This window comes from Pseudomonas sp. S60, assembly GCF_016647865.1.
Lineage (GTDB): Bacteria > Pseudomonadota > Gammaproteobacteria > Pseudomonadales > Pseudomonadaceae > Aquipseudomonas > Aquipseudomonas parafulva.
In genome coordinates this window covers 1-26617 of the sequence record NZ_JACVVH010000049.1, presented here as the reverse complement: position 1 = coordinate 26617, position 26617 = coordinate 1, and the positions used below count along the sequence as shown (strand labels likewise).

Below are 26617 nucleotides of genomic sequence, written 5' to 3'. Positions count from 1 at the left end.
CACGACACTTAACCCTTAAGAGCACGGAGAATCACCATGAAACCTTCGATGGCACTCAAGCCTCTGGTTTTCGCAATTGCGGCGGTCATGGCTGTAGCTGCACAAGCTGATCAGAACGGCCGCACTTACCATAACGGCAGCAGCACCACCTGGCTGCCCATTTCGGCCAAAGCCGATGCACTGGATACCCAGCGCAGCACCGGCAACACCATCACCAACCAGGGCACTGTGAACCAGGCCGAGATGAGCAGCTCGGCCACGGGCGCAAGCGGCAACGTGGGTGTCAACGTGGCGTCCGGTAATGGCAACCAGCAGGGCAACGCGTCGGCGATCGCCAATGCGGCGGCTGATTCCACCCTGGACAACAGCTTCGTGTTCGGCACTGCCGAAGCCAATGCCGATGTCAGCCAGTACAGCAACAACAACCGTGTCGACAACTGGTCTACCCAGTCTTCGGCCGTGATGAGCGGCTCGGGCGAGGGCAGCTCGGGTAACGTGGGCATCAACATTGCCGGCGGCGACCTGAACCAACAGAAAAACAGCATGGCCATCGCCAACACCAACGCTGGCATCGGTAACGCCACGGCCACCGCCAAGGCCGACCAGAATGGCCCAGGCCTGGTGGTCAACAACGGCGCCGACCGCACCTACCGTGTCGACACCCTGACCTTCACCACCTCGGCCACCGGCTCGAGTTCGCGCGAAGGCACCCTGAACTCCACCGACAACCGCAGCGCATCGTCCAACTTCAGCCTGGCCGGCTCGCAAAGCGCCAGCTCCAGCGGTTCGAACGGCTGGAACGCCAGCGGCTCGCACTCCAGCAACGCCAGCGGTTCCAACAGCGGCAGTGCCAGCGGCTCGAACAGCTGGGGCATGAACGGCTCGGCCAGCGGCAGCGCCAGCTCGTCCAGCAGTGCCAACCTGAGCGCCACCCTCGCAGCTGCAGCGGGTGCCACGCGCACCGTAACCGTCAACAACGGCAACGGCGACCGCACCCGCACCAACAGCGTCGACGGCTCGCTGAATGCCTCGCTGAACGCCTCGATCGACAAGTCGCAGCAAAGCGCTTATGACTCCTCGTTCGAAAAAGCCTTCGATTCGAACTACGAGAAAACCCACCAATCTTCCTATGACAAGTCGCGTGATTCTTCGTACACCAAGTCTCATGACTCGTCGTACGAGAACGCTTCGGCCTCGGCGTATCAGAAGTCTGGCGAAGCAGCCAGTCAGTCCTCGAACGACGTTGCCAAGAGCTACAGCGAAAGCAGCGCTTACGACTTGAGCAATACCGTGTCTTTCCAAGTGCTGACCCCGACCGGCTGGGCCAACCCTGTTACCAACACTGCAACCCTCAGCGGTTCGGTGAACGGCGGCAGCGGCAACCTGGGCGTGAACGTGGCGGCAGGTGTGGGCAACCAGCAGAGCAACTCGCTGGCCATCTCCAACACCTCGTTCTAAGTGGCGTGCCAAAGGCCCTCTTCGGAGGGCCTATCCCCAACACACCAGAAGGCAACCGATCATGCGCACCATCGCCTTGGCGTTCCTGTTGTGCGTGGCCTGCGTGAGCGAAGCCGCGCAGATGCCGCTGTCTGTATTGCCGGGCGGTGCCGTGGTGTTCAAACCGATCCAGAGTGTGCGCGAACGCAAGTTCGTCGACCTGGTGCAACAAAAAACCGATTTCAGCTGCGGTGCTGCCGCGCTGGCCACCATCCTGCGCCAGGCCTACTGGCTGGATGTGGACGAACATCAGATCATCGAAGGCATGCTGGCCCACGCCGACCAGGACCTGGTGCGTACGCAAGGCTTCTCGATGCTCGACATGAAACGCTACGTGGAGAGCCTGGGCATGCGTGCCCGTGGCTACCGGGTAGCACCCGATACCCTGCACGACGTGCGCATCCCGGTGGTGGTGCTGATGGACATCCGTGGCTACAAGCATTTCGTGGTCATGCAGAAGGTCGACAGGGGCTGGGTATACATCGGTGACCCCGTGCTGGGGCACAAACGCTACAGGGTCGATGACTTCATCAAAGGCTGGAACGGCATCATCTTTGCCGTGATCGGCCAAGGGTACGACAAGGACAACGCGCTGATAGACCCACCGCTGCCGCTCACCGCCAAGGGCCGCCTGGATGGCTTCACGCCAGTCAAAGACGCAGACCTGCTGGACTTCGGTTTCATCAAAAGCGACTTCTTCTAACGCCTCTTCCAATGACAAGGTGCATGATGCGCCGGGGAGCATTCCATGAAGACCCCAATCTGGCTGGCCATGGCCTGTCTTGCCGCCAGCCTGCCCATCCACGCCGAAACGTTCAAGCCCATCGAGCTGAGGGACCAGGAGCTGGCGAACCTGCGCGGGCGCTTCGTGATGCCGGGGCGCATCGTCAGTTTCGGCATTGTCATGAGCAGCACCTGGCAGAACGCCCAGGGTGAGGTGATTGGTGCCACCAGCAGCCTGCAGGTGCAGCAATTCACAATCAAACCTCAGTTCTACGTATCGATGATCGATGAAAAAGTCCCCACCAGTGCCCATGCCAGTACCCCGGCGGGCGCTCAAGGTACCGGTACGGTAACCGGTGGCGGCGGGCTGGGGACGACACAAGGGGTCACCCAGGTGGTACGCGCCGCCGGTGACAACAACAGCGCCTACAACAATGTCGATGTGAACGTCACCAAGGCCAACGAGGCGCCCGTCTTCCAGCCCCAGGGCCAGGCGCTGGCCGCCGGCCAGACGCTGGTGGGTGAAAATGGCGCCGGTGCGCTCAGCGTATCGTCCAGCGGCGTGGGCGTGCAGTTGAACATCAACGCCAACAATAATCAGGGGAGCACCGTGCAACGGCTGGCCCAGGGCGGGCTGATGCAGAACACCACACTGCTGGGCAATGGCAACTTCGTGAACAACGTGACCTCGTTGAATGTGGTGATGCGCGACAACCTGCCTGCGGCCGCGTCGCTCAATGGCAGCCTGGACCAACTTAAAGGTCTTCGCACTTTCGGATACTGATCTACGCTCAGTCTCATCAAAGCAGTCGGAAGGGACGGCAATTCCATGCAACGATCGTTAACGCTCAGAGCGGTTGTTTGTTTGACTACCTTGGCACCCGCCACCTCGCTGTACGCCGCTGTAGATCCGCAGGTAGAAGCATTGAAACAGGAGTTGGTAGAGCTTAAGCGCCGCTACGAGGCCCAGCAGCAGGCGCTGATGGTGCTGGAACAGCGAGTGCGTCAGGTTGAGGAAACCCCTGCTGCCCCGCCGCCCAAGCGCCTGGTGAAATCCCCGGCTGAACGCGTCAAGGGTGGCCAGACCGTGGCCACCGGGGCCCCTGGCACCACCGGCAGCTCCTACGGCCAGGCGTTGGCAGCAGACTCGGAGCCTGCACAGAGCGTGTCCAACCTGTACGACGAGGCCAGTGGCTTCTTCGGCGGTGGCAAGTTCAGCCTGGAAACCGGCCTGACCTACACCCATTACGACACCCGTGCGCTGACCCTCAACGGCTTCCTGGCCCTGGACTCGATCTTCCTCGGCAACATCAACCTGGACCGCATCAAGGCCGATAACTGGACCCTGGACCTGACCGCCCGCTACAACCTGGCTCAACGCTGGCAGTTCGACGTCAACGTGCCCGTGATCTACCGCGAGTCCACCTACTCTTCAGGGGGGGCCGGCGGCGCCGGGCCCACCACGTCCGATGCCAGCGTGACCCGTGACCCGGAAATCGGCGACATCAACGTGGGCGTTGCCTACAAGTTCCTCGACGAGTCCGAGAGCTGGCCGGATGCCGTTGCCACCTTGCGGGTCAAGGCCCCTACCGGCAAGGACCCGTATGGCATCAAACTGCGCCAGGTGGCTGGCAACGACAACCTCTCGGTACCTGAAAGCCTGCCGACCGGCAATGGCGTGTGGTCCATCACCCCCGGTATCTCGCTGGTCAAGACGTTCGACCCGGCAGTGCTGTTCGGCAGCCTGTCCTATACCTATAACCTGCAAGACTCGTTCAGTGACATCAGCCCCCAGGTCAACAGCAAGGTGCCGGGCGACGTCAAGCTGGGTGACTCGTGGCAGATCGGTGGCGGTATCGCCTTTGCCCTGAACGAAAAAATGAGCATGTCGTTCTCGGTGTCGGACCAGATCGGCCGCAAGAGCAAGATCAAGCCCGATGGTGGTGACTGGCAAACCATCTCCAACAGCGACTACAACGCCGCCAACTTCAACATCGGCATGACCTTCGCTGCCAGCAACAACCTCACGATCGTACCCAACCTGTCCATCGGTCTGACCGATGACGCCCCGGACTTCTCGTTCAGCCTGAAATTCCCTTACTACTTCTGATGGTTGCACACACCGGGCCCGCCTGTGCGGGCTCGGTTTTTGTGTGGCAGGCCTTTGCACAAAGGCTTCCGAGCGCCCTTGCCTGTTATCATCCAGCACAGATGCATGACGTTTTAATGGCAAAAGGGAAGTTTTTTGTGAAGAGCCTGTCAGACCGCCCACGCACCCGGTTGATCGCCCTGGCGATGCTGGTGCTGGTGATCCCCCTGGTTGCGCGCACCGTGCTTGGCTGGTCGAACCCGCTTGGCTACGTGTCGGACCTTGCCCTGGGCGGTGCTCTGCTGCTGTTGCTGTATCGCCGCCCCTGGTGGCTGGGCTTGCCGGTTTTGCTGGCCTGGGCGGGCCTCTGGGTGGCTTCGGCCGAGCTGGTCAGCGCGGTGGGCAGGCTGCCGACCAGTGCCGACCTCACCTATTTGTTCGACCCGCAGTTCATGGAAAACTCCACCGGCGGCAGCCTGGCCCACGCCTGGCTGCCCGGCCTGCTGGGCGCAGGCCTGCTAACCTGGCTGGTCTGCGCATGGCGCAGCCGTGGCCAACCCGGCGCGCCGTTGCCGCGCAGTGCGTGGGCCGGTGTCATGGGCCTGTTCGCCATTCACTGGGGCAGCCAGCAGTTGGCGCCCTCGGATGCCGATCAATGGCGCCAGTACAACCTTGGCCACCAGGTGTTGTCTGCGGGCGTGGGGAGCCTGCAACGTCTTGTCGAGGGGCGCGCGCCTTTCACACCCCTACCCAGTACCGGGCTGACCCAGGCCGACCTGAACGGCCAGCGCCTGTTGGCCGCCACCGGCAGCGCCCGCAACGTGTTGATCATCACTGTAGAAGGCATCCCAGGGGCCTACGTGCGCCCTAATCGCGAGGCGTTGCACAGCCGCTTCGATGAAGACCTCATGCCCAGGCTTGGCCAGTGGGCGGCTCGGGGCATGAACACCCCGGACTACGTGCTGCACACACACCAGACCATCCGTGGGCTCTACGCCATGCTGTGCGGCGACTACGACAAGCTGGCCAATGGCACCCCCAAAGGCGTAGAGCTGCTGACCCAGACCGAGCGCAACCAGGCGTGCCTGCCTGCCCAACTGCGCCAGGCCGGTTTTACCACCCATTACCTGCAAGGGGCGGGCCTGCGCTTCATGGCCAAGGACCGCATCATGCCGCACATCGGCTTTGAATCCGTGCATGGCGTGGAATGGTTCGGCAACCGTAACTACCTCGATTTCCCGTGGGGCAAGGATGACCGCGCCTTCTTCGAAGGTGCTCTGGACTACGTGGGCCAGCTGCGCAAACAGGACCAGCCCTGGATGCTGACCCTGCTCACGGTCGGCACTCACCAGCCCTATTCGGCACCGGCGGATTACCTGGCCCGTTACGACACCCCCAAACAGGCGGCCGTCGCCTACCTGGACGATGCCCTTGGCGGCTTCCTGGACGCCCTGGAGCGCCAGGGCGTACTCAAGGACACCCTGGTGGTGGTCACCTCGGATGAATCCCATGGCATCGACGGTGTGCGCCTTGCCTCGTCCTGGGGCTTCAACCTGACTTTGGCACCCGAGCAGCGTTTGCTGCCAACCGTCAAGTCAGGCACCTACGGTCATGTTGACCTGGCCACCTCCGTACTCGACTATTTCGCACTGCCCATCCCCCTGGCCCTGAGTGGGCGCTCCCTGTATCGGGATTACGACACCGGCCGCGAGATGATCTCGTTCACCAATGGCATGCTGCGCTATCACAACGGGCAGGGGGTGTTCACCGAGTGTGATTTCCAGCAGCGCTGCCGGCGCTATGCCAGCGAGGGCTTCATCGCCGACAAGGCCCGCTACCTGGGCCAGGGCGATAGCTACCTGGGCCAACAGGTCGGTGCATTGGCGGCGGTACTCGACCAGTCTCTGCTGCAGACCCCACTGAACCTGCGCTACCAGTTCGGCGGCCCCTCCCCCATCCAGCTGCGCAAGCGTATTCATGACGACTGGGCCGACAACCTGATTGGCGCACAGTATCTGGAAATGCCACAGGGCTCGCACACGCGCGTCAGGGTCAAGGTGCGCTCACTCGACCCCAAGCGTGCAGCATTCATCCAGCTCAAGGCCAAGCAGATGGAGCAGGAAGTGGCCCTGGGCCTGCCCGCCGAGGTAAAGGTGACCGCCAAGAAGCCGCTTGAAATGGAGTTCCGTTTCGACAACCCCGTTGAGCGCAAGGCCTTTTCATTTCACCTGCTCGGCTACGGCGGTGGCCAGGTAGAAGTCAGTGACTTCAGCGTGATCACCGCGCTGCCGGGTGAGGATGACGGCCTGGATGAGTTGACCGAGGACCCTGTCGCCCATTCGGGTTGACGGCATGGCCGGCTAGGTGCGCACACCCAGCATGCCGCGCTCGACGATGAAATCGATTACCGCCTGCAGGCCCTCGCCTTTTTTCAGGTTGCTGAAGGTCCAGGGCCGTTGTGGCCGCATGCGCTGGGTATCACGTTCCATGACCTCAAGCGAGGCGCCCACATAGGGCGCCAAGTCGGTCTTGTTGATGACCAGGAAGTCCGATTTGGTGATACCTGGCCCACCCTTGCGCGGGATCTTCTCGCCTTCGGCCACGTCAATCACGTAGATCGTCAGGTCAGCCAGCTCTGGGCTGAAGGTCGCGCTCAGGTTGTCACCGCCGCTCTCGACGAAAATCACTTCCAGGTTGCCGAACTTGCGCGCCAGGGCCTCTACGGCGGCCAGGTTCATCGAGGCATCTTCGCGGATCGCCGTGTGCGGGCAACCACCGGTTTCGACGCCGACAATACGCTCGGGCTCCAGGGCGCCGGCCTCGGTGAGGATACGCTGGTCTTCCTTGGTGTAGATGTCATTGGTGACCACGGCGATCTGGTAGTGGTCACGCATGGCCTTGCACAGCGCTTCGAGCAATGCAGTCTTGCCAGAGCCGACCGGGCCACCGACACCGACGCGCAGGGGTTGTTGATAGCTTTGCATTTCAGGCAGTCCTCAAGAACGGAACAAACGGGTGTATTGGGTTTCGTGACGCGATGAGGCGATGGCCAACAGCGGCAAGCCGCCGCCGATCTGCTCATCCTCCAGCATCAGCGCGTGGTCGAAGGCTGCAGGTAACTCAACACTCAAGTCGCGTAAGAGTGTTTGGGCCGCCTGCTGGCCAAAAGGCACCAGCTTGACCCCAGCCATGACGGCGCCCTCCAGCCAGGCAAAGCCATGGCCCAGGGCCAGCTTCCGCAGGGGGATGGCCCACTGGGCTGCCAACCAGGCCATGCCACCCAGTTGAGTCATCTCCAGGCTGGTTCGCCAGGCCGGGGCCTGGCCCAACTGCCAGCCGTCGAGCAAACGTGCCAGCGCAGCCCCACGCTGCTGCTCTTCCAGGCGCAATTCGGCGGTTTCGCGGTTTGCGAGCAAGAAGCGGCTCCAGTGCTCGAACGCCGCAGCATCCTCGGCCAGGCAGGCGTGGTACAGGCGCACCAGCACCGGCCAGTCGAGGCAGGCCAATGTGTCGTCTATCTGCTCGCGCTGCCAGGCAGTGAACCCGGCCAGGTCCTTCACCCAGCCAGCTTCCACCGCCCACTCAAGGCCTTGCGAATAGGTAAAACCACCCACCGGCAGGCCAGGGCTGACCAGCTGCAGCAAGCGCAGTAACGCCAGGTCGCTGCTCATCAACCGGCCAGCACCATGGCGGCGCTGGCCAGCAAGCCGCCGCCGAACACTTTCTGCAGCCCGGTGTGGCGACGCAGCAGGCAGCCAACGGCAAATCCGCCGGCCAACAGCAGGCCACTGACCAGCACAAAGCCTGCGCTGAACTGCCAGAAGGCACTTGGCGTGGCTTCGACGCCGTGAGCCCAACCGTGAAACAACGCGAACATCGGCATGGCCATGGCCAGCAGTACCTGCCGCCCTGGCAGCAGCAGGGCAACACCGGCGACCACCAGCGAGCCGGCAATCAGGGTTTCCATGCCCAGCACACCACCGAACAGGTGGCCGAACACCGCACCGGCGAACATCGCGGCCAGGGTCGCCAGTGGCAGGGTGAGGTTGCGCCGGGTCAGGGCGGCCAGCACGCCGGTACCCAGCAGCATCAGCAGGTGGTCAAGGCCGGTGAGCGGGTGGAGCAGGCCATCCTGCAAGGGGTTGGTGTCATGCCCAGGGTGGGCGAAAGCGGGTACGGCCAGCATCAGCAGCAACAGTGGCAGGGTCTTTTTCATTATCAGCTCCAGTGCAGTTCAGGAATGGGCAGGCAGGCGCACGAACGGATGATCGTGGCCGTGGCTGTGGCCATGGGGCGCACTTTGGTAGGCCCCCGCCTCAGGTTCAAAGGGGGCCTGTTCGGCCTCCACCGTCAGCCCCAGGCCACGCAGCATGTCGTCCAGCACATGGTCATGCTGGAAGCGCAACAGGCCGGGCTCGATTTGCAGCGGCACATGGCGGTTGCCCAGGTGATAGGCAGCCCGGGCCAGCAGGTGCGGGTCGCTGCAGCGCACCGTCGACACCGCCTCCGGTGCCGCCAGCACACGAATGCACTGGGTACCTGCAGCGTCGGCCAGCCACTCCCCCCCACGCAGCAGGTGGCCGCGATCGAGCATCAGCCCGGCCTCGCGGCCATCGTCCAAGGTCACCCGCAGGCGGCTCTTGATACGGCTGTCGACGTCCAGGGTGACGGTGCCGGTTTCAGCATGGGCGCCGGGGTCTGAAATACGGCGGGTAAGGACAATCATCAGTGCTCCTTCAGAACAGAAAATAACGCTGGGCCAGGGGCAGTTCCGTGGCCGGCTCGCACACCAGCAGCTCGCCATCGGCACGCACCTGATAGGTTTGCGAGTCGACTTCGATCACTGGCTGCAGGGTGTTATGGACCATGTCGGCCTTGCGCACCCGGCGACAACCCCGGGCCACACCGATCAGGCTGCGCAGGTTCAACTCCTGTGCCAGCCCGCGGTCGATGGCGGCCTGGGGCAGAAACGTCATGCGCGTGGCATGCCGGGCTGCGCCCAGCGCCCCGAACATGGGCCGGTAGTGCACAGGCTGTGGGGTGGGGATGGAGCCGTTGATATCGCCCATGGGCGCTGTCACGATCATCCCGCCCTTGATCACCAGCGCCGGCTTGACCGCGAAGAACGCCGGCGACCACAGCACCAGGTCGGCCAGCTTGCCGGCTTCCACCGAGCCCACCTCATGGGCGATACCGTGGGTAACCGCGGGGTTGATGGTGTACTTGGCGATGTAGCGCTTGACCCGGAAGTTGTCGCTGTAGGCGGTATCCGGGGCCAGCGGGCCCCGGCGCAGCTTCATCTGGTGCGCCACCTGCCAGGTGCGCAGCACCACTTCTCCTACCCGGCCCATGGCCTGGGAGTCGGACGAGGTCATGGCGAAGGCGCCCATGTCGTGGAGAATATCCTCGGCGGCGATGGTTTCACGGCGGATGCGCGATTCGGCAAAGGCCACATCCTCGGCGATGCTGGGGTCCAGGTGATGGCAGACCATCAGCATGTCCAGGTGCTCGTCCACCGTGTTGACCGTATAGGGCAGCGTCGGGTTGGTGGAAGACGGCAGGACGTTGGCCTGCCCTGCCGCGCGAATGATATCCGGAGCGTGCCCGCCGCCGGCGCCTTCGGTGTGGAAGGTATGGATGGTGCGGTCACCGATGGCCGCCAAGGTGTCCTCGATGCACCCTGACTCGTTCAGGGTGTCGGTATGGATGGCCACCTGGATGTCCATCTCTTCGGCTACGCCAAGGCAGCAGTCGATGGCCGCTGGCGTCGAGCCCCAGTCTTCATGCAGCTTGAGGCCCACGGCCCCTGCGGCGATCTGTTCACGCAGGGCTTCGGGGCGCGAGGCATTGCCTTTGCCCAGCAGGCCGATATTGATCGGCAGGCTGTCGGCCGCCTGCAGCATGCGCGCCAGGTACCAGGGGCCTGGGGTGCACGTGGTGGCATTGGTGCCGGTAGCGGGGCCTGTGCCGCCACCAATGAACGTAGTGACACCGCTGTTGAGGGCTTCGTCCACCTGCTGCGGGCAAATGAAATGGATGTGCGAGTCCACCCCACCTGCGGTGACAATCTTGCCTTCGGCCGCGATCACCTCGGTGCCCGGGCCAACCGGTACGGTGACGCCAGGCTGCACGTCCGGGTTGCCGGCTTTGCCAATGACAGCGATGCGCCCGTGCTTGATGCCGATATCGGCCTTGACGATCCCCCAGTGGTCGATGATCAGCGCGTTGGTGAGCACCAGGTCCATGGCGTCCGCCGCCAGCATCTGCCCCTGGCCCATGCCGTCGCGGATCACCTTGCCGCCGCCGAACTTCACCTCTTCGCCGTACAGGGTGTAGTCCTGTTCTACTTCGACCCACAGTGCCGTGTCGGCCAGGCGCACCCTGTCCCCCACGGTGGGGCCGAACATGTCCGCATAGGCCTGCCGGGAAATACGGCTCATGCCCTGCCCTCCAGCGCGCCCATCACCTTGCCCTGAAACCCGTAGATTTCGCGCTTTCCGGCATAGGCCACCAGCTGCACGGTGCGCGCCTGGCCCGGCTCGAAACGCACCGCCGTACCGGCCGGGATGTCCAGGCGAAAACCGCGAGTGGGCTCACGGTCGAACACCAGGGCCTGGTTGACTTCATAGAAGTGGTAATGGGAGCCGACCTGCACCGGCCGGTCACCGTGGTTGGCCACGCTGACACTGACCGTGTCACGCCCGGCGTTGAGTTCGATGTCGCCCTCGGCGACCTGGATTTCACCTGGAATCATGGGAGTACCCTGGGCGTAGTCAGACAATGGGTTCATGCACGGTCACCAGCTTGGTGCCGTCGGGGAAGGTCGCCTCCACCTGCACGTCCTGGAGCATCTCGGCGATGCCGGGCATCACCTGCTCCCGGGTCAGCACTTCGCGCCCCAGGCTCATCAGTTCTGCGACCGTGCGCCCATCGCGTGCGCCCTCCAGCACAGCGGCGCTGATCAATGCCACCGCTTCGGGGTAGTTGAGTTTCAGGCCGCGGGCCAGGCGCCGCTCTGCCAGCAACGCAGCGGTGAACAGCAGCAGCTTGTCTTTCTCTCTTGGTGTCAGCTCCATGGATGCTCTCTCAGGTAGCCCAGATACGCGGTGGGCAGGCTGGCAGGCCAAGAACGGCCGGGCGCAGCACTCGCCACAGGCATTGCAGGGTGTGTTGCAAGTGTTGGTTGTCGTGGTCGAGCAGGCGGATGACCAGCAGCGACCCGAGCAGGGTTGCGCCACCCGGGTTACCCAGGTCTTCGAGCAAGGGCCGTACCTGGTCGAGGGTGTGCTGATCAGCAGGTGCAACGCACAGGGTCGCCAGCAGCGGGTAGCCACCCAGCTTTTCAAGGCGACCCCCAGTAATACGCAGCCTCTCGTGCAGGCCAGGCTCGCCGGGCAGTTCGATGCGCAGCCGGCTGTCGAGCGCCCCCTGCAAAAACTGCTCGTTCATCACCGGCCGGCCCAGGCACAGGGTTTCCCAAGCCAGCAGCCTTGCGCCTGGCGCCAGGGTGAAACGGCTGTCCAGGCTGGCCCGGGCGCCAGAGAAGAAGATGCTGTCCTGGGGTAGCCATTCCAGCGTGCTGCCAGCGCCCAGGTGAAAGTGCTGGGCAAGGCGCGCGGTGGGGCCAATGCTGCGATAGAACTTGCTGGCCCCGGGCATGGTCAGCAACGCGTGGCTGCCGGGGTCAAGGTGAATGTCCAGCTCCAGCCGGTCGCCGGCGACAATGCCCCCAGGCGGGTGCAGCACGTACACATGACATGGCGCACCCTCCGGGTAAAACGGCCTTTGCACCAAAAGGGGTCCGTAATGGCGTCGCGCACCAAGGCGGGTCACGCCATCGCGCACAATGAAGCGCAGTTGCAGGTAGGCGCTCCACCCGGCTTCATCGGTATGTGTTGCAATATGCTCCGCCAGCGACATCCTGCGGCCCCTGAAATCCGTGGCCTTGATGGCCGTTGCGAGGGCCAGGCTGGCGCATATCGGTATGCGCACGGCCTGACCACTCGATCAAATTCTCAGGCTGGATATAGCAGGTTGCGGGCCAACTCCGCAGGTGAACTCAGATTAAACCTGTAGCAGGCCTGCGCCGGTGTCGGGCACGGCGCACTATCCAAGGGCGGCTGGGGGCGCTGTTTCAGTGCCTGGCGGGTTAATAGTCGAAACGGTCTACCGCCCGACGGCGTTCGTTGTCGTCACGCCGGTCATAAATGGCGGTGGTCTGGATATTGGCATGGTGGGCGAGCTTCTGGGCGATCGACAGGTCGTGCTCTTCGATGACGCGGGTGATGAAGGCCCTGCGAAAGTCATGGGGCATGATTTTCACACCCACCTGTGCCCCCCGCTGGCGGGCGATGTAGTAAATCGCATGTTTGGTGATGCGCGCGCGGGTGATGTGGTTGCCACGGCGGATGCGGTTGAACAGAAACGCGTCGTCTTCTGCGCCGGCAGGTAACGCCTCGCGGCGAAGGCTCAACCAGGCCTGCAGCTTTTCGAAGGCCCAAGGCGGTGCGTACTTGATCAATTGGTGGTTGCCCTTGCCCACCACTTGCAGGCTGCGCTCCTGGAAATCCACCTGGTCCAGGTTGATGTCCACCGACTCGGACTTGCGCATGCCGGTGCCGTACAGCAGGGCGATGATTGCCGCATCCCGCACCCCTTGCGGGCGCGGGTCGGCGGCGCAGGCATCCATCAGCTCGCGAATGAGGCTACGCCGCAGGTTGCGCCCAGGCGGCAACCGGGTGCCTGTGGCAGGCTTCACCTCGCGCATGCGCTGCAAGTGTTCATGCTCGATCAGCCCCTGGCGCCAGGCTTCGTTCATCACCCCACGAATGGCATTCACATACAGCGATGAGCTGTTGGGGGCATAGCCGTCTTCACGCAGGGCCGACACCAGCCCAATCACATGGCCAGGCTCGAGCTTGTGCCAGGGGACGTCGGCAAGGTTGCAGTCGACGAAACCAAGCCGGTCGGCTGTGTCCTGAAGAACGTAGCGCATGGTCTGCTGGCTGGACGGCGCCAGCCGGGCCATGTACTGCAGCAACGGGTTGTTCGGAAGATCGGGCAAAACGTGGATCCTGTGGCAGCGGCAAGTGGCGAGGGCAATCTTGAAATGAAACGAGTCAAAGCGACATGATGCGAGTCATTTTGACTCGCGGCTGGTAGGGTCATTAGGACCTTGAGCAGTGCCATCACCTTGATATTCAAGGGCTGCAGCATTGGCACAGATCCTGATGTTACCTGAATCATCCTGGTAGATCTAAGGCATCACCATGCTCGTACCCTTGATGGAGTCCCGCCGTTGCCGACCGCTGTGGAACCTTGCGTACCGCCCGTTCTTCCTGGCCGGCACTGTGTTTGCGCTGATCGCTGTGATGATATGGGCAGGCACATTGGCCGGCGTGTCCGCACCCGTGCCCACCGGAGGCATGCTGGCCTGGCACCGTCACGAAATGCTGTACGGCTTTACCGCAGCCATCGTCGGCGGCTTTCTGCTAACTGCGGTGCAAAACTGGAGCGGATTACCCGGCCTGCATGGGAGAAGCCTTCAGGCACTGTTCTTGATATGGCTGCTGGGGCGCGCGGCCTGGTTCCTGGCGCTGCCTGTTGAGTGGCTTGTGGTGATCGAGGGTGGTTTTCTGCCGTTGGTGACGTTGGCGCTGGCCAGGCCAATCGTGCAGCGGCGGTTGCGCAACAACTACCCGATTGTCGTGCTGGTGTTGGTTTTTACGGGCTGCCAATGGCTCACCCTCGCAGGCTTCCTGCGCCAGGACGAGCCGTTGCAGCGGCAAGGCGTGTTGGCCGGGTTGTGGCTGGTGGCTGCAATGATGACCGTACTGGGTGGCCGGGTGATTCCGTTCTTCACCCAACGCGGCCTGGGCAACATGACGGCAAGCACACCACGCCCCTGGCTGGACCGCAGCTGCCTGGTGCTCAGTGTCACGGCGGCACTGGCCATGGCAGCAGGCTTCGGCCAGGCGCCCCAGTGGGGCCTGGCCGTGCTGTTTGGCTGCCTGTTCGCCTTGCACGCTGCCCGCCTGCTGCTGTGGCATGACCGCAGGCTTTGGGGCATACCGCTGCTGTGGTCGCTGCACCTGGCCTATGCCTGGCTTGCCGTGGCCACCCTGGGCATGGCGTTATGGCACGCTGGGGTGAACGTCAGCCCCAGCCTTGTGATCCATGCATTGACCGTGGGCGCGATGAGCGGCCTGATGCTGGCAATGATGGCGCGGGTGAGCCTGGGGCACACGGGCCGCCCGTTGAGCGTGCCGGCCAGCGTAGCCGCTGGGTTCGCACTGCTGCACCTGGCGGCGCTGGCGCGGGTGATATTGCCCCTTCTCACCCCCCTGGCGTTCAGCCTGTCTGCCTTGTGCTGGTGCATGGCACTGCTGTTGTTCGTGAGGCATTACCTGCCGATACTGTTGCAACCCCGGGCGGATGGCCTGCCGGGTTAGCCGATTGCAGGCGGCCACCAACCGGGGAACATCTGCTGGACCCGGGGTTCGGTGAAGCGCTCGTCAATCAGTACCAGCACGCCTTGGTCCTGGTCCCCGCGTATCACCCTGCCCGCCGCCTGGATGACCTTGCGCACCCCCGGGTACAGGTACGCATAATCGAACCCTGCACCAAACTGCTGGCCCAAGCGCTGTTTGAACTGCTCATTGACCGGGTTGACCTGTGGCAGGCCCAATGTGGCGATGAACGCCCCGATCAACCGCGTACCTGGCAGGTCCACACCTTCACCGAACGCCCCACCCAGTACCGCAAACCCCACACCCCGGCCATCGGCAACGAAGCGGTCGAGAAAACCCTGACGGGCAGCCTCGTCCATGCCAGGCGCCTGGGCCCACACGGGCAGTTGCGGGTGCTGCTGTGTCAACAACCCGACCACTTGCTGCAGGTATTCGAAGCTGCTGAAAAACGCCAGGTAGTTCCCCGGCTGGGCCTGGTACTGCTGTGCAATCAACTCGACGATGGGGGCAAGCGAAGCGTGACGCTGCTGATAGCGGGTGGATACCTGGCTGGCGATGCGTACCTGCAACTGCTCGGCACGAAACGGCGCGGCCACCTCCAGCCAAGCGGTGTCGGCAGGCATGCCCAGCAGGTCACGGTAGAAGCGTTGCGGGCTCAGGGTGGCGGAGAACAGCGTCACGCTGCGTGCCGCGCGCATGCGTGGGCCCAGCAGCCGCGCAGGGTTGACGTTGCGCAGGCACAGGGTTGCCAGCCGCCGCTTGCGCGGGCCCTGGCGCACGGTGATGTCGAACAGAAAGTGTTCATCAAACAGGTCTGCCACGCGGGTGAACTGCAGGGCCTGAAAAAAGAACTGCAGCAGCGCCGGGTCAATGTGCGCAGGGGCCTGGTTCATCTGTTCCTGAATCAACCCCACGCACTGCTGCAGGGCGCGTAGAAGCCCCTCTGGCAGGTGCTCGCTGGCCTCATAGGGCGCACGCTGTTCCTTGTACAGCGCATTCCACTGCCGGTTCACACGGTCCAGTGCGCTGCCAAGGCCTGGCGGCTTGGCCTGGCGCAACGCGTGCAACTGGCCTTGGTCCAGGCTGGCGCTGTACATGCTGCGGCCGCGCTCCACCAGGTTGTGCGCCTCATCCACCAGCACCGCTACCCGCCACTGGTTGGTTTGGCTCAACCCGAACAACAGCGCATGCGCGTCGAAGTAGTAGTTGTAATCGGCAATCAGCACATCGACCCAGCGTGCCATCTCTTGCCCCAGGTAATAGGGGCACACCTGGTGGGCCAGGGCCACTTCCCGCAGCCGGGCACGATCAAGCAGGGGCAAGCCGGCCGCCGCTTGCCGTGCGGCAGGCAGCCGGTCGTAGAACCCGGCAGCCAAGGGGCAGGACTCACCATGGCAAGCCTTGTCGAGGTGTTCACACGCCTTGTCACGGGCGATCAGTTCAAGTGTGCGCAGGGCGGGCTGAGGGGCGCTGGCGGTGATCTGGCTGATAGCGTCCAGCGCCAACGCCCGCCCTGGGGTTTTGGCGGTCAGGAAAAACACCTTGTCCAACTGTTGCGGCACCATTGCCTTCAGCAGCGGGAACAGCGTGCCCAGGGTCTTGCCAATCCCTGTACTCGCCTGCGCCATCAGGCAGCGCCCGGTGCTCACGGCTTTGTACAGGGTTTCGGACAACTGCCGCTGGCCCTGGCGGAACTGCGGGTAGGGAAAGGTCAGCGCCTGCAGCCCGTGGTCACGTTCGGCCAGGCGCTGTTGCTGATAATGTGCCCACGCCAGAAACCGCTGGCACTGGGCCTCGAAAAACACCTGCAGATCGCCCGCTGTGTAGTGCTCGCTGATCAGTGTCTGGCCATCGTTGTCCACATCCAGGTACACCAGCGCCACCTCGATCGCAGGCAGCTGCCGGGCCTGGCACATCAGCCACGCATAGACCTTGGCCTGGGCCCAGTGCAGTTGGCGATGGTTGGCGGGCTGGCGCGCCAGGTCACCGCGGTGGGTCTTGATTTCTTCGAGGCGATTGCAGGCAGGGTCATAGCCGTCGGCGCGGCCGCGCACTCGCAGGGCCTGGTATTCACCTTCCAGGAGGATTTCCGATTCGTAACCGGCCGCCCGGCGTGCGACCACCCGACGATGGCCTTCGATGCCTTCCTGTGCGGTGGGCGAAGGCGTGAAGCGCAGGTCCAGGTCGCCCACCTTGGCACTGAACTCGCACAAGGCACGCACCGCCACACTGTAGCTCACGCCGCATCGCTCCAGCGCACGTGACACACCGCCACCGGTAGACCATGGGCGCGGCAGAACTCCAGCCAGCGCAACTGGTTGTCTTGCAGGCGGTCACCCGGACCTTTCACCTCGACCATGCGGTAGCGGCCCTGCTCTGGCCAGAACTGGATAAGGTCCGGCATGCCGGTACGGTTGTTGCGTATGTCCTGCAACAAGCGCAAAAAGCATTGCTTGAGGTGCTCGCCGGGCAGGCACGCCAAGGCTTGCTGCAGCAGCGCCTCGCTGAGCATGCCCCAAAACACGAACGGTGACTGCAACCCCCGCTTGGCCGCATAGCAATCGAGAATCGCCTGCCGGTGGCTGCCGTCTTCGAGGCGGCCCAGGCAGCGGGCGAAATCCTCACTGCGACGGTGCTGGAAGTCACTGTCATGCAGGTCCTGCGGCGCCGCCTGGAACGGGTGAAAGAACGCGCCCGGCACCGGCGCAAAAATGGCCTCCCAGCACAGCAGGCCGAACAGGCTGTTGAACAGCGTGTTCTCTACGTAATGCACCTGCCCGCCCGCCTGCGCCAAGTGCTGGCGTACGGCCTCTTCAACACCCAGTGCTGCATGGGCCCGGGGCAGTTCCAGCTCAATCAGCTCCAGCGGCGCCGCCCGCTGGCGGCGCTGCGGTGGGCCGCCAAGCTTGCGCGCCAGCCGCGGCAGCATGCGCTCCAGCGCCTGCACCTCCAGGGCGTTGGCCGGCGCTGCTGCCAGTTGCAGCGCCAACGCATGCGCCTGGGCCCAACACTGGGTGCGTTCCAGCACGCGCACCTGGCGGATGCGTGCCTGGGCATGGCTGCACTGGGTGTACACCGCCATGGCCTGGTCCCACTCAGCCTGCCGTTCACACTGCTGGCCGAGCGCAAACAATAGCCGCGCCTGCCGCCGTGCCAACCATGGGTTTTCACTGCGCAGCCCCTGCAGCGTTGCCAGTATCGACAGGGTGTCGTCGCCCTGGTCCAGCCGCTCGGCGCATCGATGCAGTGCCATGGCCAAGTCCAGATCAGTGCGCTGCTGCAGGGCACGAGAGTCGGCACTGAACGGCACGTGCTCGTAGCGCATCACCCCGAGGTCGGCCAGCACGAAGTCGGACCAGTCCTGGTACAGGTTGCCGAAAAACAGCAGGCGTATCCGGTCGCACACCGGTTGCAGGCACCACTCATAAATGCGCACGCCAGTGGCAGGGAACCACTCGGCCAATGACCGCGGTGCCAAGGCCATTTCTTGCAGGTGGCTCAGCCATTCATGCTTGGCCGCCCGCGGCCGGCTCAACCGGTCAGCGAAGCAGTTGGCCAGTTCGTCTTTGCGCAACAGGGCGAACAATTGCTCAAGTTCAAGCCGCTCGGGTTCGCGTACCCAGCCTAGCGCCTGAAGCGGTTGCAGGGCCTGGTAGGTATCGCCGATTTCGTCATACTCAAGGCGATCACCGCGAAACAGCTCGCCCTTGCGCATCACCATGCGCACCAGCAGCGCCTGGGCAGGCGCCTCAAGCTGAGTGAAGGCAGCGATGAAGGCCTTCTCCTGCTCATCAAGGAGGTCTTCGTAGCGCTGCCCCACCCACGCCAGCACCTGGCGGAAGTTGTGCAGGTAGTAAAAAGGGTCGTCGACGGAATGGGCAATCACGGAAATCAGGGCAGGCGGCGGCACTCAGGGATACTGTTTATACATACAGACCTGCCAGCCTGGCAAGTGCCGCGGGTCGGGCCATACAGGCTAGCGACTGTCTGCGGCCCTCGCCAAACGCTCTACAGCCGCCTGTAGTTCCACCGGGTCGTCGCCCAGCCACCCAAGCGCCAGATAATGGCGATAGCGGCCTTGCAGGCTGAACTCCACCCCAGGCATCGCGTACAACTCAGACCCTGCCACGGCAGCCATCACGCGGGCCCACTGCGGTACCCGGCGTAGGCGTACCCATAACAGCAGGCCACCCTGGGGTGGGTGCACAGCAGCGCTTGGGCCGAACTGCAGTTCCAGCATACGCGACAGGGTTTGCGCACGCCGCAGCAGCCCCGTGCGCACCTGAAGCCACTGGGCGTCGACCTCACCTTTGCCGAGCATGCAGGCGAGTGCCAGCAGCCGCAGCGGTGCCAGCCGGTAGGCACGCTCGATGAAGGCCTGTTCCAGTACCTCGGCAGGGCCCAACACATACGCGTAGGGCACCTCCGGCCCCAGTGCAGCCTCGAATCCCCCCAACACCAGCAGCCAGCGCGGCTCTACCCAATCGCGCAACCGGGTGGTCGGCGGCCCGGCGTGGCACAGGTCGCTGTCCAGATCGTTTTCCAACACCCACAACGGGTGCTGTGACAGCAAGTGACCGATCTGTTGCTGGCAGGCGGCAGCTACCAACCGGCCCTGGGGCATGCCCAGGCAGGAAGGCATGACCACCATGCCCACAGGCTCGCTGTCGAGCAGGCCGGCCAGTGCGCGCAGGTTCGGGCTACCACGGCCATCCACGGGCACTTCGAGTACGCGTAAACCGGCGTTGGTCAGGGCCCGCAGCACCTGCCTGCAACACGGGGACTGCACCAGCACCGTGGCACCCTCCAACGCCAGCGCCTTGAGCAGTGTATCCAACAGTGCCGTCACGTCCGGCGCCAACTGCACGTCACCCGCGCGCCAGTAGCGGCTGCACGAGCGTGTGTAGCGCTCGGCCAGTACCAGGCGCAGGCGGGCACTGGCAGGGTCTGCCCAAGGGCCCGAAGTGCTCGCTTTCTGCCGGGCAAGCCGCCGCTCATGGTTCAACAAGCTGCACTGCAACACCGGCCGCAGCGGTAAGGGTGGATGGCCAGGCGTGGTCGCTGGCAATTGGCTGGGGCCACTGTGCACGAAGTAGCCCGACCGTGGCAGGCACTGCACGCGGCCCTCTTCTTCGAGCAGGTTGTAGGCATGCTGCACGGTTGCCAGCGATACCTGCAACCTGCTCGACAGGGTACGTAATGAGGGCAACCGACAGGTACCCGCGGCCAGGGCCTGGCCGATCAATGCTTCCAGGTACCTGCGCACCTTGCGGTAAGCGAACTCCCGGGGCATGTCGCCCTGCATCAGGTGAGCTCCGCCAGGCTGCGCGGTCGGTTTGGCAGGCGCCGGGGCAACAGCCTCAGGTGGATGTCACGGCGGGCCAGGTTACTGAGTACGCGCCAGGCTGAAAGCGGCAGCCGCCCTTCGTATATCCACTTCAGTTGCCCCAGTTGCAGGCCGCTGATGTTCACCAGCCAGGCCTTCACTGCCTCTGGGCAGGGTTTACCCTGCAGGGCCCTGTGCAGGTAGGGCAGCGCCACCAGCATGTCGGTATGGCGACACTGCAAAAAACGCTCGAGGTTCTTGCCTTGCCTGGCAAAGGGGTTGAAGCACAGGCACGTCAGTTGGCCATGGTCGATACCATAGGCCTTGCCCACCTGCAGGCTTTGCGAGTCTCGCCGTTTGCCCTCCGCTGCCGGGCACGCCAGGCGCAACGCCGGGCGGCCGGGCTGCGGTTCCTGGCTGCGGGCGCGCAGTTCGTGCAGCTGTGCCAACGCCACAGGGTCGACAAATGCCCCGAAGGGCCAGGCATCCTTGGCCGTTTCGTCGATGGAGCCGAGCATCACGTCAAGTTTCTGGCCCTCCAGTAATTGCTCCAGAAAATCGTCCATGGGCATCACCCGCACCGATATTGCTTCGGTAGTGGCTTGGGGCTCAGGTACCGCGTGGGCCGCCGTAGGGGCCTGGGCGGCGTTACCCAGGCGGATGAGCGCCTGGGTCAGTGCCCCCAGGCAATGGTGCGTTTCGTGAACCCCTCGCTCGCCCGCCAGCAGCAGGCTACGCCGCGCCCAGGCCAGAAACCGCCGCCGCTGGCGTGCGGCAATCGCGGTGACCAGTACATCCGCACTGGCCTGTGACTGCAGGGCAGCACCCACTGCCATCGCCACCTCCAGGTGAAGGCGGCTACCCAACAAGGCCTCTGGCCTGGCGTCGATCAAATGCCCAAACACAAGCATGGCATCCTTGGCAACTGTCGAGACCGGTGGCCGTGAAACGCCGACGCTGCTGAACGGCACCACCCCTCGCCCCTCCATCATCTGCAACTGAACCCGAGGGTCATCCTGCAAGAACAGCGCACTGAAGTTTCGCTCATGACAGGACCTCAGCGGTTCGCCCGCCGCCGGCAAGCTGACCACCAGCACCCGCAACTGGAACGTCACCGGCCCGCGCACGGCGATGCTCAATTGCGCAGCCCGGAGCATGGCCAGCAACCGGATACTGCGCCGGTCACTGCCGTGCAGTACCAACAAACGAAAGGTGCCGATATATTCTGCGCCCCCCGCAGCCACTAACAACCGCTGTATCAACAACTGCAAGGCCGCGCGCTGGGCTTGCGACATATGGTTCAACAAACGCTCCAGCACTTGCTGGTAGATATAGTGCATCGCCTGGTCGTGAATAGCAGTCACGGTATCACCTCATCAACTTCATGCGGCCAGCCCTGCCGAACACGCTTTTATTGTTCCGGCACGCTGCGGGGTCCCCCGCGAGGGGTACGACAAATCGGTCAGGGCACACGCCCCATCACTGTCGCCATACCATCGAGAACACCGCAATACGGCGCCGCTTCACTGCTGCACATCCCCCTGGACCAGGCCTGGCCATGTTCATCACTCGCTCCTTGCGCAAACTATCATTAGGCCATTATCGAGGTACGGAAAACGAATTGAAGATACAGATAGGGGTAAAAAAAGCAGTCAGCAAAGATGAATAGACAGCTTGATGAGTCGACCGAAATAGTTCAAGCGAGGATAGTTGGCGAGATATTACTAACAGTGAGTTAGTCAATCTCTGGAATGTAGTCCAGCACTGTTATAGTTGTAGGAATGTTCTTTTTTTATAATAAATGATCGTATGATATCGCCCACAAAAAACCCGGGGCCAGCCCGGGTTCGTGGATGAACGGCAGTGCGCTCAAGGCTGCGACAAATCAAGCACCACACGCCCGCCACATGGGCATTGGTCCATGTACCGGTGCGCCTCCACCACCTGCTCGAAGGGGTACACCTTGATGATTTGCGGGGTCAGCAACTGATCGGCGGTGAATTGGTTGATATCGCGCAGTGCGCGGTGCAGCGCCACTTGGTCCTGGGCAATGCCAAGCTCGGGCTTGCCGGTAAAATTGCCGATGCAATGCACATGGAACTGAATGTTTTTCTGGAACGCTGCGCAAGCTGGGAACGGCGTCTGGTTACCGCCTTGCAGGCCATACAGCACAAGGCTGCCACGCGGGGCGAGCACGTCGCCCAGCAACGACATCTGTGGCCCGCCAAGGCCGTCGAGCACCATGTCCACGCCGCGCCCGTCGGTGTATTTGCCCACCTGCATCACCAGGTCCTGCTCCTCGGTGACGATCACCTTGTCCGCCCCCAGGCCCAGCAGGTATTCACGCTGCTCGGCATCTTTGGTAGCCGCGAACACCTTGAGCCCCAGCGCCTTGCCCAGCTGAACGAAGGCCGGCCCTGCACAGTGGCTGGCATCAGTCACCAATGCCGTCTGCCCTGCCTTGGCGCGGGCCAGGTCGACATAGGCAAAATAGGCGATGAGCAACGGCGTGTAGTGCACGCTCGCTTCGATGGGGCTGAGTACATTCGGGTAACGGGTGATTGCCGAGCGCGGCAGCACGATGACGTCGCCGTATACCGGGTGGTCGTTGGCACTGGTGGCCGGGAAACTGGCCACCCGATCGCCAACAGCGATATCGTCAATGCCCTCCCCGACCGTCGTCACCACGCCGGCCATCTCATGACCGATGCCGGCAGGCAGCCGTGCACGCGACGATGCCAGGTTCTGGCGCCAGAGCACGTCATACCAACTGATACCTACCGCTTCAACGCGGACCTGCACCTCACCGGCGGCGGGCGTCGGCTTGGCCTGCTCCTCGCAACGGAGCACGTCGGCAGCGCCGAACTTGTGGAAACGGATCATGCGGGACATCGCATACCTCGCCTGTGTGAAACGCTAATTACCATTGACTCTATCCGGGCTTTAGCGGTTAGGCCATCAGTGGTCATTAATAGTCGACATGCCTGTCATCGATTGGGCACCTGACTTTCCCTGGCATTGGCCACCTAAACGGGTGCAGGTTACCAGCCTTTGGCCTTAAGATTCACCCCTGCCCCCATTCAGGCGAAGCGCACCGATGAATCGAAACGACCTCCGTCGCGTAGACCTCAACCTGTTGATCGTGTTCGAAACGCTGATGCACGAACGTAGCGTCACCCGTGCTGCCGAAAAGCTGTTCCTCGGCCAGCCGGCCATCAGCGCGGCGCTCGCACGCCTGCGCAACCTGTTCGACGACCCGCTGTTCGTGCGTACGGGCCGCAGCATGGAGCCCTCCGCCCGCGCCAACGAAATCTTCGCCCTGCTATCCCCCGCGCTGGACTCCATCTCCACCGCCGTCAGCCGTGCCGCCGAGTTCGACCCCGCCACCAGCAACGCGGTATTCCGCATCGGCCTGTCGGACGACGCCGAGTTCGGCCTGCTGCCGCCGTTGTTGAAACGCGTCCGTGCCGAGGCGCCGGGGATTGTGCTGGTAGTGCGGCGGGTCAACTACCTGCTGATGCCCACCCTGCTGGCCTCTGGCGAGATCTCGGTAGGTGTGAGTTACACCAGCGAACTGCCTGCCAACGCCAAACGCAAGGTATTGCGCCGCAGCAGGCCAAAACTACTCAGGGCCGACAGCGTGCCAGGTAGCATCACGCTGGACGACTTCTGCGCCCGCCCGCATGCGCTGGTGTCGTTTGCAGGTGACCTGTCGGGGTTTATCGATGAAGCCCTGCAGGAGCTTGGGCGCAAGCGCCACGTGGTGCTGGCAGTGCCGCAGTTCAACGGCCTGGGCAGTTTGCTGGCAGGTACCGACATCGTCGCCACGGTGCCGGACTATACGGCGGACGCCCTTACCGCCGCTGGGGGGCTGCGTGCTGAGGACCTGCCGTTGGAGGTGCGGAGTTTTGAACTGCATATGGCGTGGCGGGGGGCGCAGGATAATGACCCGGCGGAGCGGTGGTTGCGGTCGCGGATACAGATGTTTTTTGGGGACCCTGAGAGTCTTTAGGGGCTTCGTGCATGCTTGTTAGCTGATCATTTTTTGAGTTTTTCTAGCCTCGAAGAGCCATTTACTTCCTGCTGATTGCTACATTTGGGGCATATTTGAGGGCATGCTTTTGGATGGTTTGAAAAGGATGCCCCCAACCGAAGATTCCCAGCGCTTTCGGTAATCTGCGGACCACGCTGTTCCTCTTGGGTGCCAAAGACTGTCCTCACAGTGATTTTCTCGCTTTCTATAGTGATCCCGAAAAGTAAGACTCACCACCTTCAAAAACCAGGCTGCCCCAACAAATGTGGCGCGGAGGATTATCGGCGCTGACCAACAGCCAGAGATTACCGAGCCATGAAACGCAAGCCGAAGCCCGGCCTCCCGCGGCTATTCGACAAGCCCAAGTACCGAGAGCGGGATGTTATCGAGCGCCTATTAAGCTGGCTGAAAGAGCACCGCCGGCTGGCCACGCATTACTGCAAGCTCGCAAAAAATTATGTCGCTATGGTCACATTGGCCTGCCGCCGGCGGTCTTTGCGACATCTCTTTTCGCACAGAACCTAGTGCGGGAGATCAGTGACAAGCTGCCTCAAGCCAGGGACGGGAGACGGGAGACGGGAGACGGGAGACGGGAGAACGAATTTACCAATCATTGACATAGCCAACAATCATCAGCGTCCCGTAAAGACGACAACATGCGAAATCATTTCAACCATTGCGCAAGAATGATTGACTTAGCTGGCCGAATGGCATCACGATCTTGCGTGGCGGCTTTCATGGATGGATGCCAGGCGTAGCGGGCGGCGTAGCCAAAGCTTTACGTCTAACTCTGGCATTAAGGCCATCCAGTCAGCTGGCGAAGTGAGGGGGCTGCGTTCACGGAACTCCTTCTAGTTTAATGTGAATGGCATACCAGAATAATTGAGGATTTCAAGATGGCTGAAAATGAGAAGTTATGTGCCCTTTGCAACGATGAGCATGATCTACAAGACAGCCATCTGCTGCCAAAGCACTTTTATAAATACATAGATCGAATGAAGAAAGAGGGGACAAAAACTCAGTTCAAGACGGATGACAATCGCCTGAACAATCTCGGTCGTCAGGTGACGCAGTATCTGCTTGGTAAAAACTGCGAAGGCCGTTTCTCCAAATACGGAGAGGACTACTGCGCAAAGCTGATCGCACCCAGACCAAATGCGATGCCGATCATATATGATCATCTCAAGGGGCTTAAAGACTCAAGCCTCTATGCTCAAGATGTTCCAGGCCTAGAATCGCAGAAAATTTACTACCTTGCGATCAGCATCATTTGGAGAGCATCGCAAGAAGGCTGGCCAAACTACAACTCTATATCCTTGCCAGAAGAAGACTCTCTTGCCATCAAGAACTATTTACTGTCGGACGGCACACCTAATTTCCCAGCAGGCTACTATTTGGAGGTTAGCGTTTCACCATCGACTGATATTTGGACAACAACTTTCCCCACACGCCTGAAAGACGGCACACTTTTTTTCAACTATAACCACCTTGAATTTCATATCAAAAAAGATCAGTTCCTGTTCGATCTGTATTCGCATCCCAACCAAGGTGCCGTACCAATCATTTATAAGCTAAACAGAAAGCGATCCAACAATTTGGTGGCGGGCCAGATGAGGGCGTATAAAAACGCCACAGCATCCAAAAAGGTAGTCAGACTTGGTCAAAATTCGGAAAGTACCGAAGACTAAGAACCATAAAGCAGTGAGCGAGCACGTTGTGCTCACTCACTCAATCATCTGCTGAGCCCATACTGCTAAGGTGACCACGCAAAAAACCTCTGATCAAGTACTCGCGGAAAAATAATGCCATTTTCCAGATCATGTAGATCAATCTGATTAGCACAACAATTCCAAAAGCTCCGCCCGCCAACAAAGCGATGAAACTTGATAGCATGAACAAGAGCCCCAATAACCCGCTGGCCAGCGCTTTTTTAATCCAGATGGCGCAGCCGTCCTGCTCGTACATCTTCTTGCCCTCCGTGCTTTGACAGCAAAAAAGATCGTAAGCGCTCCATGAACCCCACCTAACCAATAATGGGCAGAGCACCTAGCTGTGTATTTGAGGTGTGCAATTCCAAGGTAGCAGCGCTTCGTAGTCTTCCACTGAGCACGCCTGCGGCAGGCGCTCCAGTGCGTGGCGCAGCCACGCATAGGGCTCTTGGCCGTTGGCTTTGGCCGTCTCTACCAGGCTGTAAAGTTGTGCGCTGGCAGTGGCACCTCTGGGCGTGTCACTGAACAACCAGTTCTTTCTGCCGATGACAAACGGGCGGATCGCACGCTCGGCTGCGTTGTTGTCGATCGGCAAGTAGCCGTGCTCGACGTAATGCTTCAACTTGCTCCAGTTGTTGGCCAAGTAGGCGATGGCCTTGCCCAAAGCATTCTGCGTCGTGACTTGAGGTTGCGTTTTCTCTACCCAGCTTTTCAGCTGAGCCAGCAATGGCAGGCTGCGCTCCATGCGGGCAGCCTTACGATCTTCATCGC

At 62.2% G+C, this 26617-nt stretch carries 24 protein-coding genes and 1 pseudogene; 9 read left to right on the top strand and 16 right to left on the bottom strand.

What is annotated here, in order from left to right; all coding sequences use genetic code 11:
- The first annotated feature begins 36 nt into the window (after positions 1-36).
- From IAE33_RS20490 to IAE33_RS20470, 5 genes are all read left to right on the top strand, one after another.
- A complete protein-coding gene (locus IAE33_RS20490) occupies positions 37-1458 on the top strand; it encodes a heme utilization protein (RefSeq protein ID WP_201164861.1) in 1422 nt (473 codons plus the stop codon).
- 61 nt (positions 1459-1519) lie between these two features.
- The gene (locus IAE33_RS20485) at positions 1520-2200 is read left to right on the top strand and encodes a C39 family peptidase (RefSeq protein ID WP_028634228.1); all 681 of its coding nucleotides are present in this window, start codon (positions 1520-1522) and stop codon (positions 2198-2200) included.
- Between the two features lie 45 nt (positions 2201-2245).
- Positions 2246-3004 (top strand): hypothetical protein, encoded by a 759-nt coding sequence (locus IAE33_RS20480; protein WP_201164860.1) that lies wholly within the window; start codon positions 2246-2248, stop codon positions 3002-3004.
- A gap of 45 nt (positions 3005-3049) precedes the next feature.
- Positions 3050-4330, top strand: coding sequence for a hypothetical protein (locus IAE33_RS20475; protein ID WP_201164859.1), 1281 nt, complete (start codon positions 3050-3052; stop codon positions 4328-4330).
- 137 nt (positions 4331-4467) lie between these two features.
- Positions 4468-6657 carry an LTA synthase family protein gene (locus IAE33_RS20470; RefSeq protein WP_201164858.1) on the top strand — a complete coding sequence of 730 codons (2190 nt, stop codon included), beginning with the start codon at positions 4468-4470 and terminating at the stop codon, positions 6655-6657.
- 12 nt (positions 6658-6669) lie between these two features.
- Here IAE33_RS20470 and ureG read toward each other — a convergent pair whose 3' ends face one another.
- The 9 genes from ureG to IAE33_RS20425 all read right to left on the bottom strand — a co-directional run bounded on the left by ureG (position 6670) and on the right by IAE33_RS20425 (position 13373).
- Complete coding sequence (ureG, locus tag IAE33_RS20465) at positions 6670-7293, bottom strand: urease accessory protein UreG (protein WP_028634232.1); 624 nt, start codon at positions 7291-7293, stop codon at positions 6670-6672.
- A 12-nt stretch (positions 7294-7305) separates the two neighbouring features.
- Positions 7306-7980 carry an urease accessory protein UreF gene (locus tag IAE33_RS20460; RefSeq protein WP_201164857.1) on the bottom strand — a complete coding sequence of 225 codons (675 nt, stop codon included), beginning with the start codon at positions 7978-7980 and terminating at the stop codon, positions 7306-7308.
- On the bottom strand, positions 7980-8525 hold the full coding sequence (locus tag IAE33_RS20455; RefSeq protein ID WP_201164856.1) for a HupE/UreJ family protein: 546 nt from the start codon (positions 8523-8525) through the stop codon (positions 7980-7982). The genes IAE33_RS20460 and IAE33_RS20455 overlap by 1 nt, the downstream gene beginning before the upstream one ends.
- Before the next feature lie 18 nt (positions 8526-8543).
- Positions 8544-9035, bottom strand: coding sequence for an urease accessory protein UreE (ureE, locus tag IAE33_RS20450; RefSeq protein ID WP_201164855.1), 492 nt, complete (start codon positions 9033-9035; stop codon positions 8544-8546).
- Positions 9036-9045: 10 nt separating this feature from the next.
- The gene (ureC, locus tag IAE33_RS20445; RefSeq protein WP_060481914.1) at positions 9046-10749 is read right to left on the bottom strand and encodes an urease subunit alpha; all 1704 of its coding nucleotides are present in this window, start codon (positions 10747-10749) and stop codon (positions 9046-9048) included.
- Complete coding sequence (locus IAE33_RS20440) at positions 10746-11063, bottom strand: urease subunit beta (RefSeq protein WP_028634237.1); 318 nt, start codon at positions 11061-11063, stop codon at positions 10746-10748. The genes ureC and IAE33_RS20440 overlap by 4 nt, the downstream gene beginning before the upstream one ends.
- A 19-nt stretch (positions 11064-11082) precedes the next feature.
- Complete coding sequence (locus IAE33_RS20435) at positions 11083-11385, bottom strand: urease subunit gamma (RefSeq protein ID WP_201164854.1); 303 nt, start codon at positions 11383-11385, stop codon at positions 11083-11085.
- A 10-nt stretch (positions 11386-11395) separates the two neighbouring features.
- Positions 11396-12229 carry an urease accessory protein UreD gene (locus IAE33_RS20430; RefSeq protein ID WP_201164853.1) on the bottom strand — a complete coding sequence of 278 codons (834 nt, stop codon included), beginning with the start codon at positions 12227-12229 and terminating at the stop codon, positions 11396-11398.
- Positions 12230-12458: 229 nt separating this feature from the next.
- Positions 12459-13373, bottom strand: coding sequence for a site-specific integrase (locus IAE33_RS20425; RefSeq protein ID WP_201164852.1), 915 nt, complete (start codon positions 13371-13373; stop codon positions 12459-12461).
- A gap of 205 nt (positions 13374-13578) precedes the next feature.
- Here IAE33_RS20425 and IAE33_RS20420 point away from each other — a divergent pair, with 205 nt between their 5' ends.
- The gene (locus tag IAE33_RS20420) at positions 13579-14760 is read left to right on the top strand and encodes an NnrS family protein (protein ID WP_201164851.1); all 1182 of its coding nucleotides are present in this window, start codon (positions 13579-13581) and stop codon (positions 14758-14760) included.
- Here the strand turns inward: IAE33_RS20420 and IAE33_RS20415 are convergent.
- The 5 genes from IAE33_RS20415 to IAE33_RS20395 all read right to left on the bottom strand — a co-directional run bounded on the left by IAE33_RS20415 (position 14757) and on the right by IAE33_RS20395 (position 22996).
- Positions 14757-17018, bottom strand: a complete 2262-nt coding sequence (locus IAE33_RS20415) for an ATP-dependent DNA helicase (protein ID WP_201164850.1) — start codon at positions 17016-17018, stop codon at positions 14757-14759. The two genes, IAE33_RS20420 and IAE33_RS20415, sit on opposite strands and share 4 nt — an antisense overlap.
- Positions 17015-18664, bottom strand: coding sequence for a VRR-NUC domain-containing protein (locus IAE33_RS20410; protein WP_201164872.1), 1650 nt, complete (start codon positions 18662-18664; stop codon positions 17015-17017). The genes IAE33_RS20415 and IAE33_RS20410 overlap by 4 nt, the downstream gene beginning before the upstream one ends.
- A 90-nt stretch (positions 18665-18754) precedes the next feature.
- Positions 18755-20083 (bottom strand): aminotransferase class I/II-fold pyridoxal phosphate-dependent enzyme, encoded by a 1329-nt coding sequence (locus IAE33_RS20405; RefSeq protein ID WP_201164849.1) that lies wholly within the window; start codon positions 20081-20083, stop codon positions 18755-18757.
- The gene (locus tag IAE33_RS20400; RefSeq protein ID WP_201164848.1) at positions 20083-21468 is read right to left on the bottom strand and encodes a hypothetical protein; all 1386 of its coding nucleotides are present in this window, start codon (positions 21466-21468) and stop codon (positions 20083-20085) included. The genes IAE33_RS20405 and IAE33_RS20400 overlap by 1 nt, the downstream gene beginning before the upstream one ends.
- 505 nt (positions 21469-21973) lie before the next feature.
- Positions 21974-22996: a zinc-dependent alcohol dehydrogenase family protein gene (locus IAE33_RS20395; RefSeq protein WP_201164847.1), complete on the bottom strand. Its 1023-nt coding sequence runs from the start codon at positions 22994-22996 to the stop codon at positions 21974-21976.
- Positions 22997-23201: 205 nt separating this feature from the next.
- Here IAE33_RS20395 and IAE33_RS20390 point away from each other — a divergent pair, with 205 nt between their 5' ends.
- From IAE33_RS20390 to IAE33_RS20380, 3 genes and pseudogenes are all read left to right on the top strand, one after another.
- On the top strand, positions 23202-24116 hold the full coding sequence (locus tag IAE33_RS20390) for a LysR family transcriptional regulator (protein WP_060481905.1): 915 nt from the start codon (positions 23202-23204) through the stop codon (positions 24114-24116).
- 330 nt (positions 24117-24446) lie between these two features.
- Positions 24447-24662 (top strand): annotated as a pseudogene (locus tag IAE33_RS20385) (IS5/IS1182 family transposase); the annotation flags it as partial.
- A gap of 371 nt (positions 24663-25033) precedes the next feature.
- Entirely contained in the window at positions 25034-25825 is a 792-nt protein-coding gene (locus IAE33_RS20380; protein WP_201164846.1) for a hypothetical protein, read from the top strand.
- 40 nt (positions 25826-25865) lie between these two features.
- On the opposite strand, the gene IAE33_RS20375 is transcribed toward IAE33_RS20380, so the two are convergent.
- Positions 25866-26102, bottom strand: coding sequence for a hypothetical protein (locus IAE33_RS20375; protein WP_201164845.1), 237 nt, complete (start codon positions 26100-26102; stop codon positions 25866-25868).
- Positions 26103-26183: 81 nt separating this feature from the next.
- Positions 26184-26617, bottom strand: a 434-nt coding sequence (locus tag IAE33_RS20370; protein ID WP_201164844.1) for an IS66 family transposase, incomplete at its 5' end; no start/stop codon positions are given.

Bases quoted from the DNA above. Each gene is read 5' to 3' on its own strand.
- IAE33_RS20420 (WP_201164851.1), top strand. From the start codon at position 13,579: ATGCTCGTACCCTTGATGGAGTCCCGCCGTTGCCGACCGCTGTGGAAC.
- ureG (WP_028634232.1), bottom strand. From the start codon at position 7,293: ATGCAAAGCTATCAACAACCCCTGCGCGTCGGTGTCGGTGGCCCGGTC.
- IAE33_RS20460 (WP_201164857.1), bottom strand. From the start codon at position 7,980: ATGAGCAGCGACCTGGCGTTACTGCGCTTGCTGCAGCTGGTCAGCCCT.
- IAE33_RS20395 (WP_201164847.1), bottom strand. From the start codon at position 22,996: ATGTCCCGCATGATCCGTTTCCACAAGTTCGGCGCTGCCGACGTGCTC.
- IAE33_RS20440 (WP_028634237.1), bottom strand. From the start codon at position 11,063: ATGATTCCAGGTGAAATCCAGGTCGCCGAGGGCGACATCGAACTCAAC.
- IAE33_RS20435 (WP_201164854.1), bottom strand. From the start codon at position 11,385: ATGGAGCTGACACCAAGAGAGAAAGACAAGCTGCTGCTGTTCACCGCT.
- IAE33_RS20490 (WP_201164861.1), top strand. From the start codon at position 37: ATGAAACCTTCGATGGCACTCAAGCCTCTGGTTTTCGCAATTGCGGCG.
- IAE33_RS20475 (WP_201164859.1), top strand. From the start codon at position 3,050: ATGCAACGATCGTTAACGCTCAGAGCGGTTGTTTGTTTGACTACCTTG.
- IAE33_RS20480 (WP_201164860.1), top strand. From the start codon at position 2,246: ATGAAGACCCCAATCTGGCTGGCCATGGCCTGTCTTGCCGCCAGCCTG.
- ureE (WP_201164855.1), bottom strand. From the start codon at position 9,035: ATGATTGTCCTTACCCGCCGTATTTCAGACCCCGGCGCCCATGCTGAA.
- ureC (WP_060481914.1), bottom strand. From the start codon at position 10,749: ATGAGCCGTATTTCCCGGCAGGCCTATGCGGACATGTTCGGCCCCACC.
- IAE33_RS20485 (WP_028634228.1), top strand. From the start codon at position 1,520: ATGCGCACCATCGCCTTGGCGTTCCTGTTGTGCGTGGCCTGCGTGAGC.
- IAE33_RS20405 (WP_201164849.1), bottom strand. From the start codon at position 20,083: ATGCAGGGCGACATGCCCCGGGAGTTCGCTTACCGCAAGGTGCGCAGG.
- IAE33_RS20375 (WP_201164845.1), bottom strand. From the start codon at position 26,102: ATGTACGAGCAGGACGGCTGCGCCATCTGGATTAAAAAAGCGCTGGCC.
- IAE33_RS20380 (WP_201164846.1), top strand. From the start codon at position 25,034: ATGGCTGAAAATGAGAAGTTATGTGCCCTTTGCAACGATGAGCATGAT.
- IAE33_RS20430 (WP_201164853.1), bottom strand. From the start codon at position 12,229: ATGTCGCTGGCGGAGCATATTGCAACACATACCGATGAAGCCGGGTGG.
- IAE33_RS20390 (WP_060481905.1), top strand. From the start codon at position 23,202: ATGAATCGAAACGACCTCCGTCGCGTAGACCTCAACCTGTTGATCGTG.
- IAE33_RS20455 (WP_201164856.1), bottom strand. From the start codon at position 8,525: ATGAAAAAGACCCTGCCACTGTTGCTGCTGATGCTGGCCGTACCCGCT.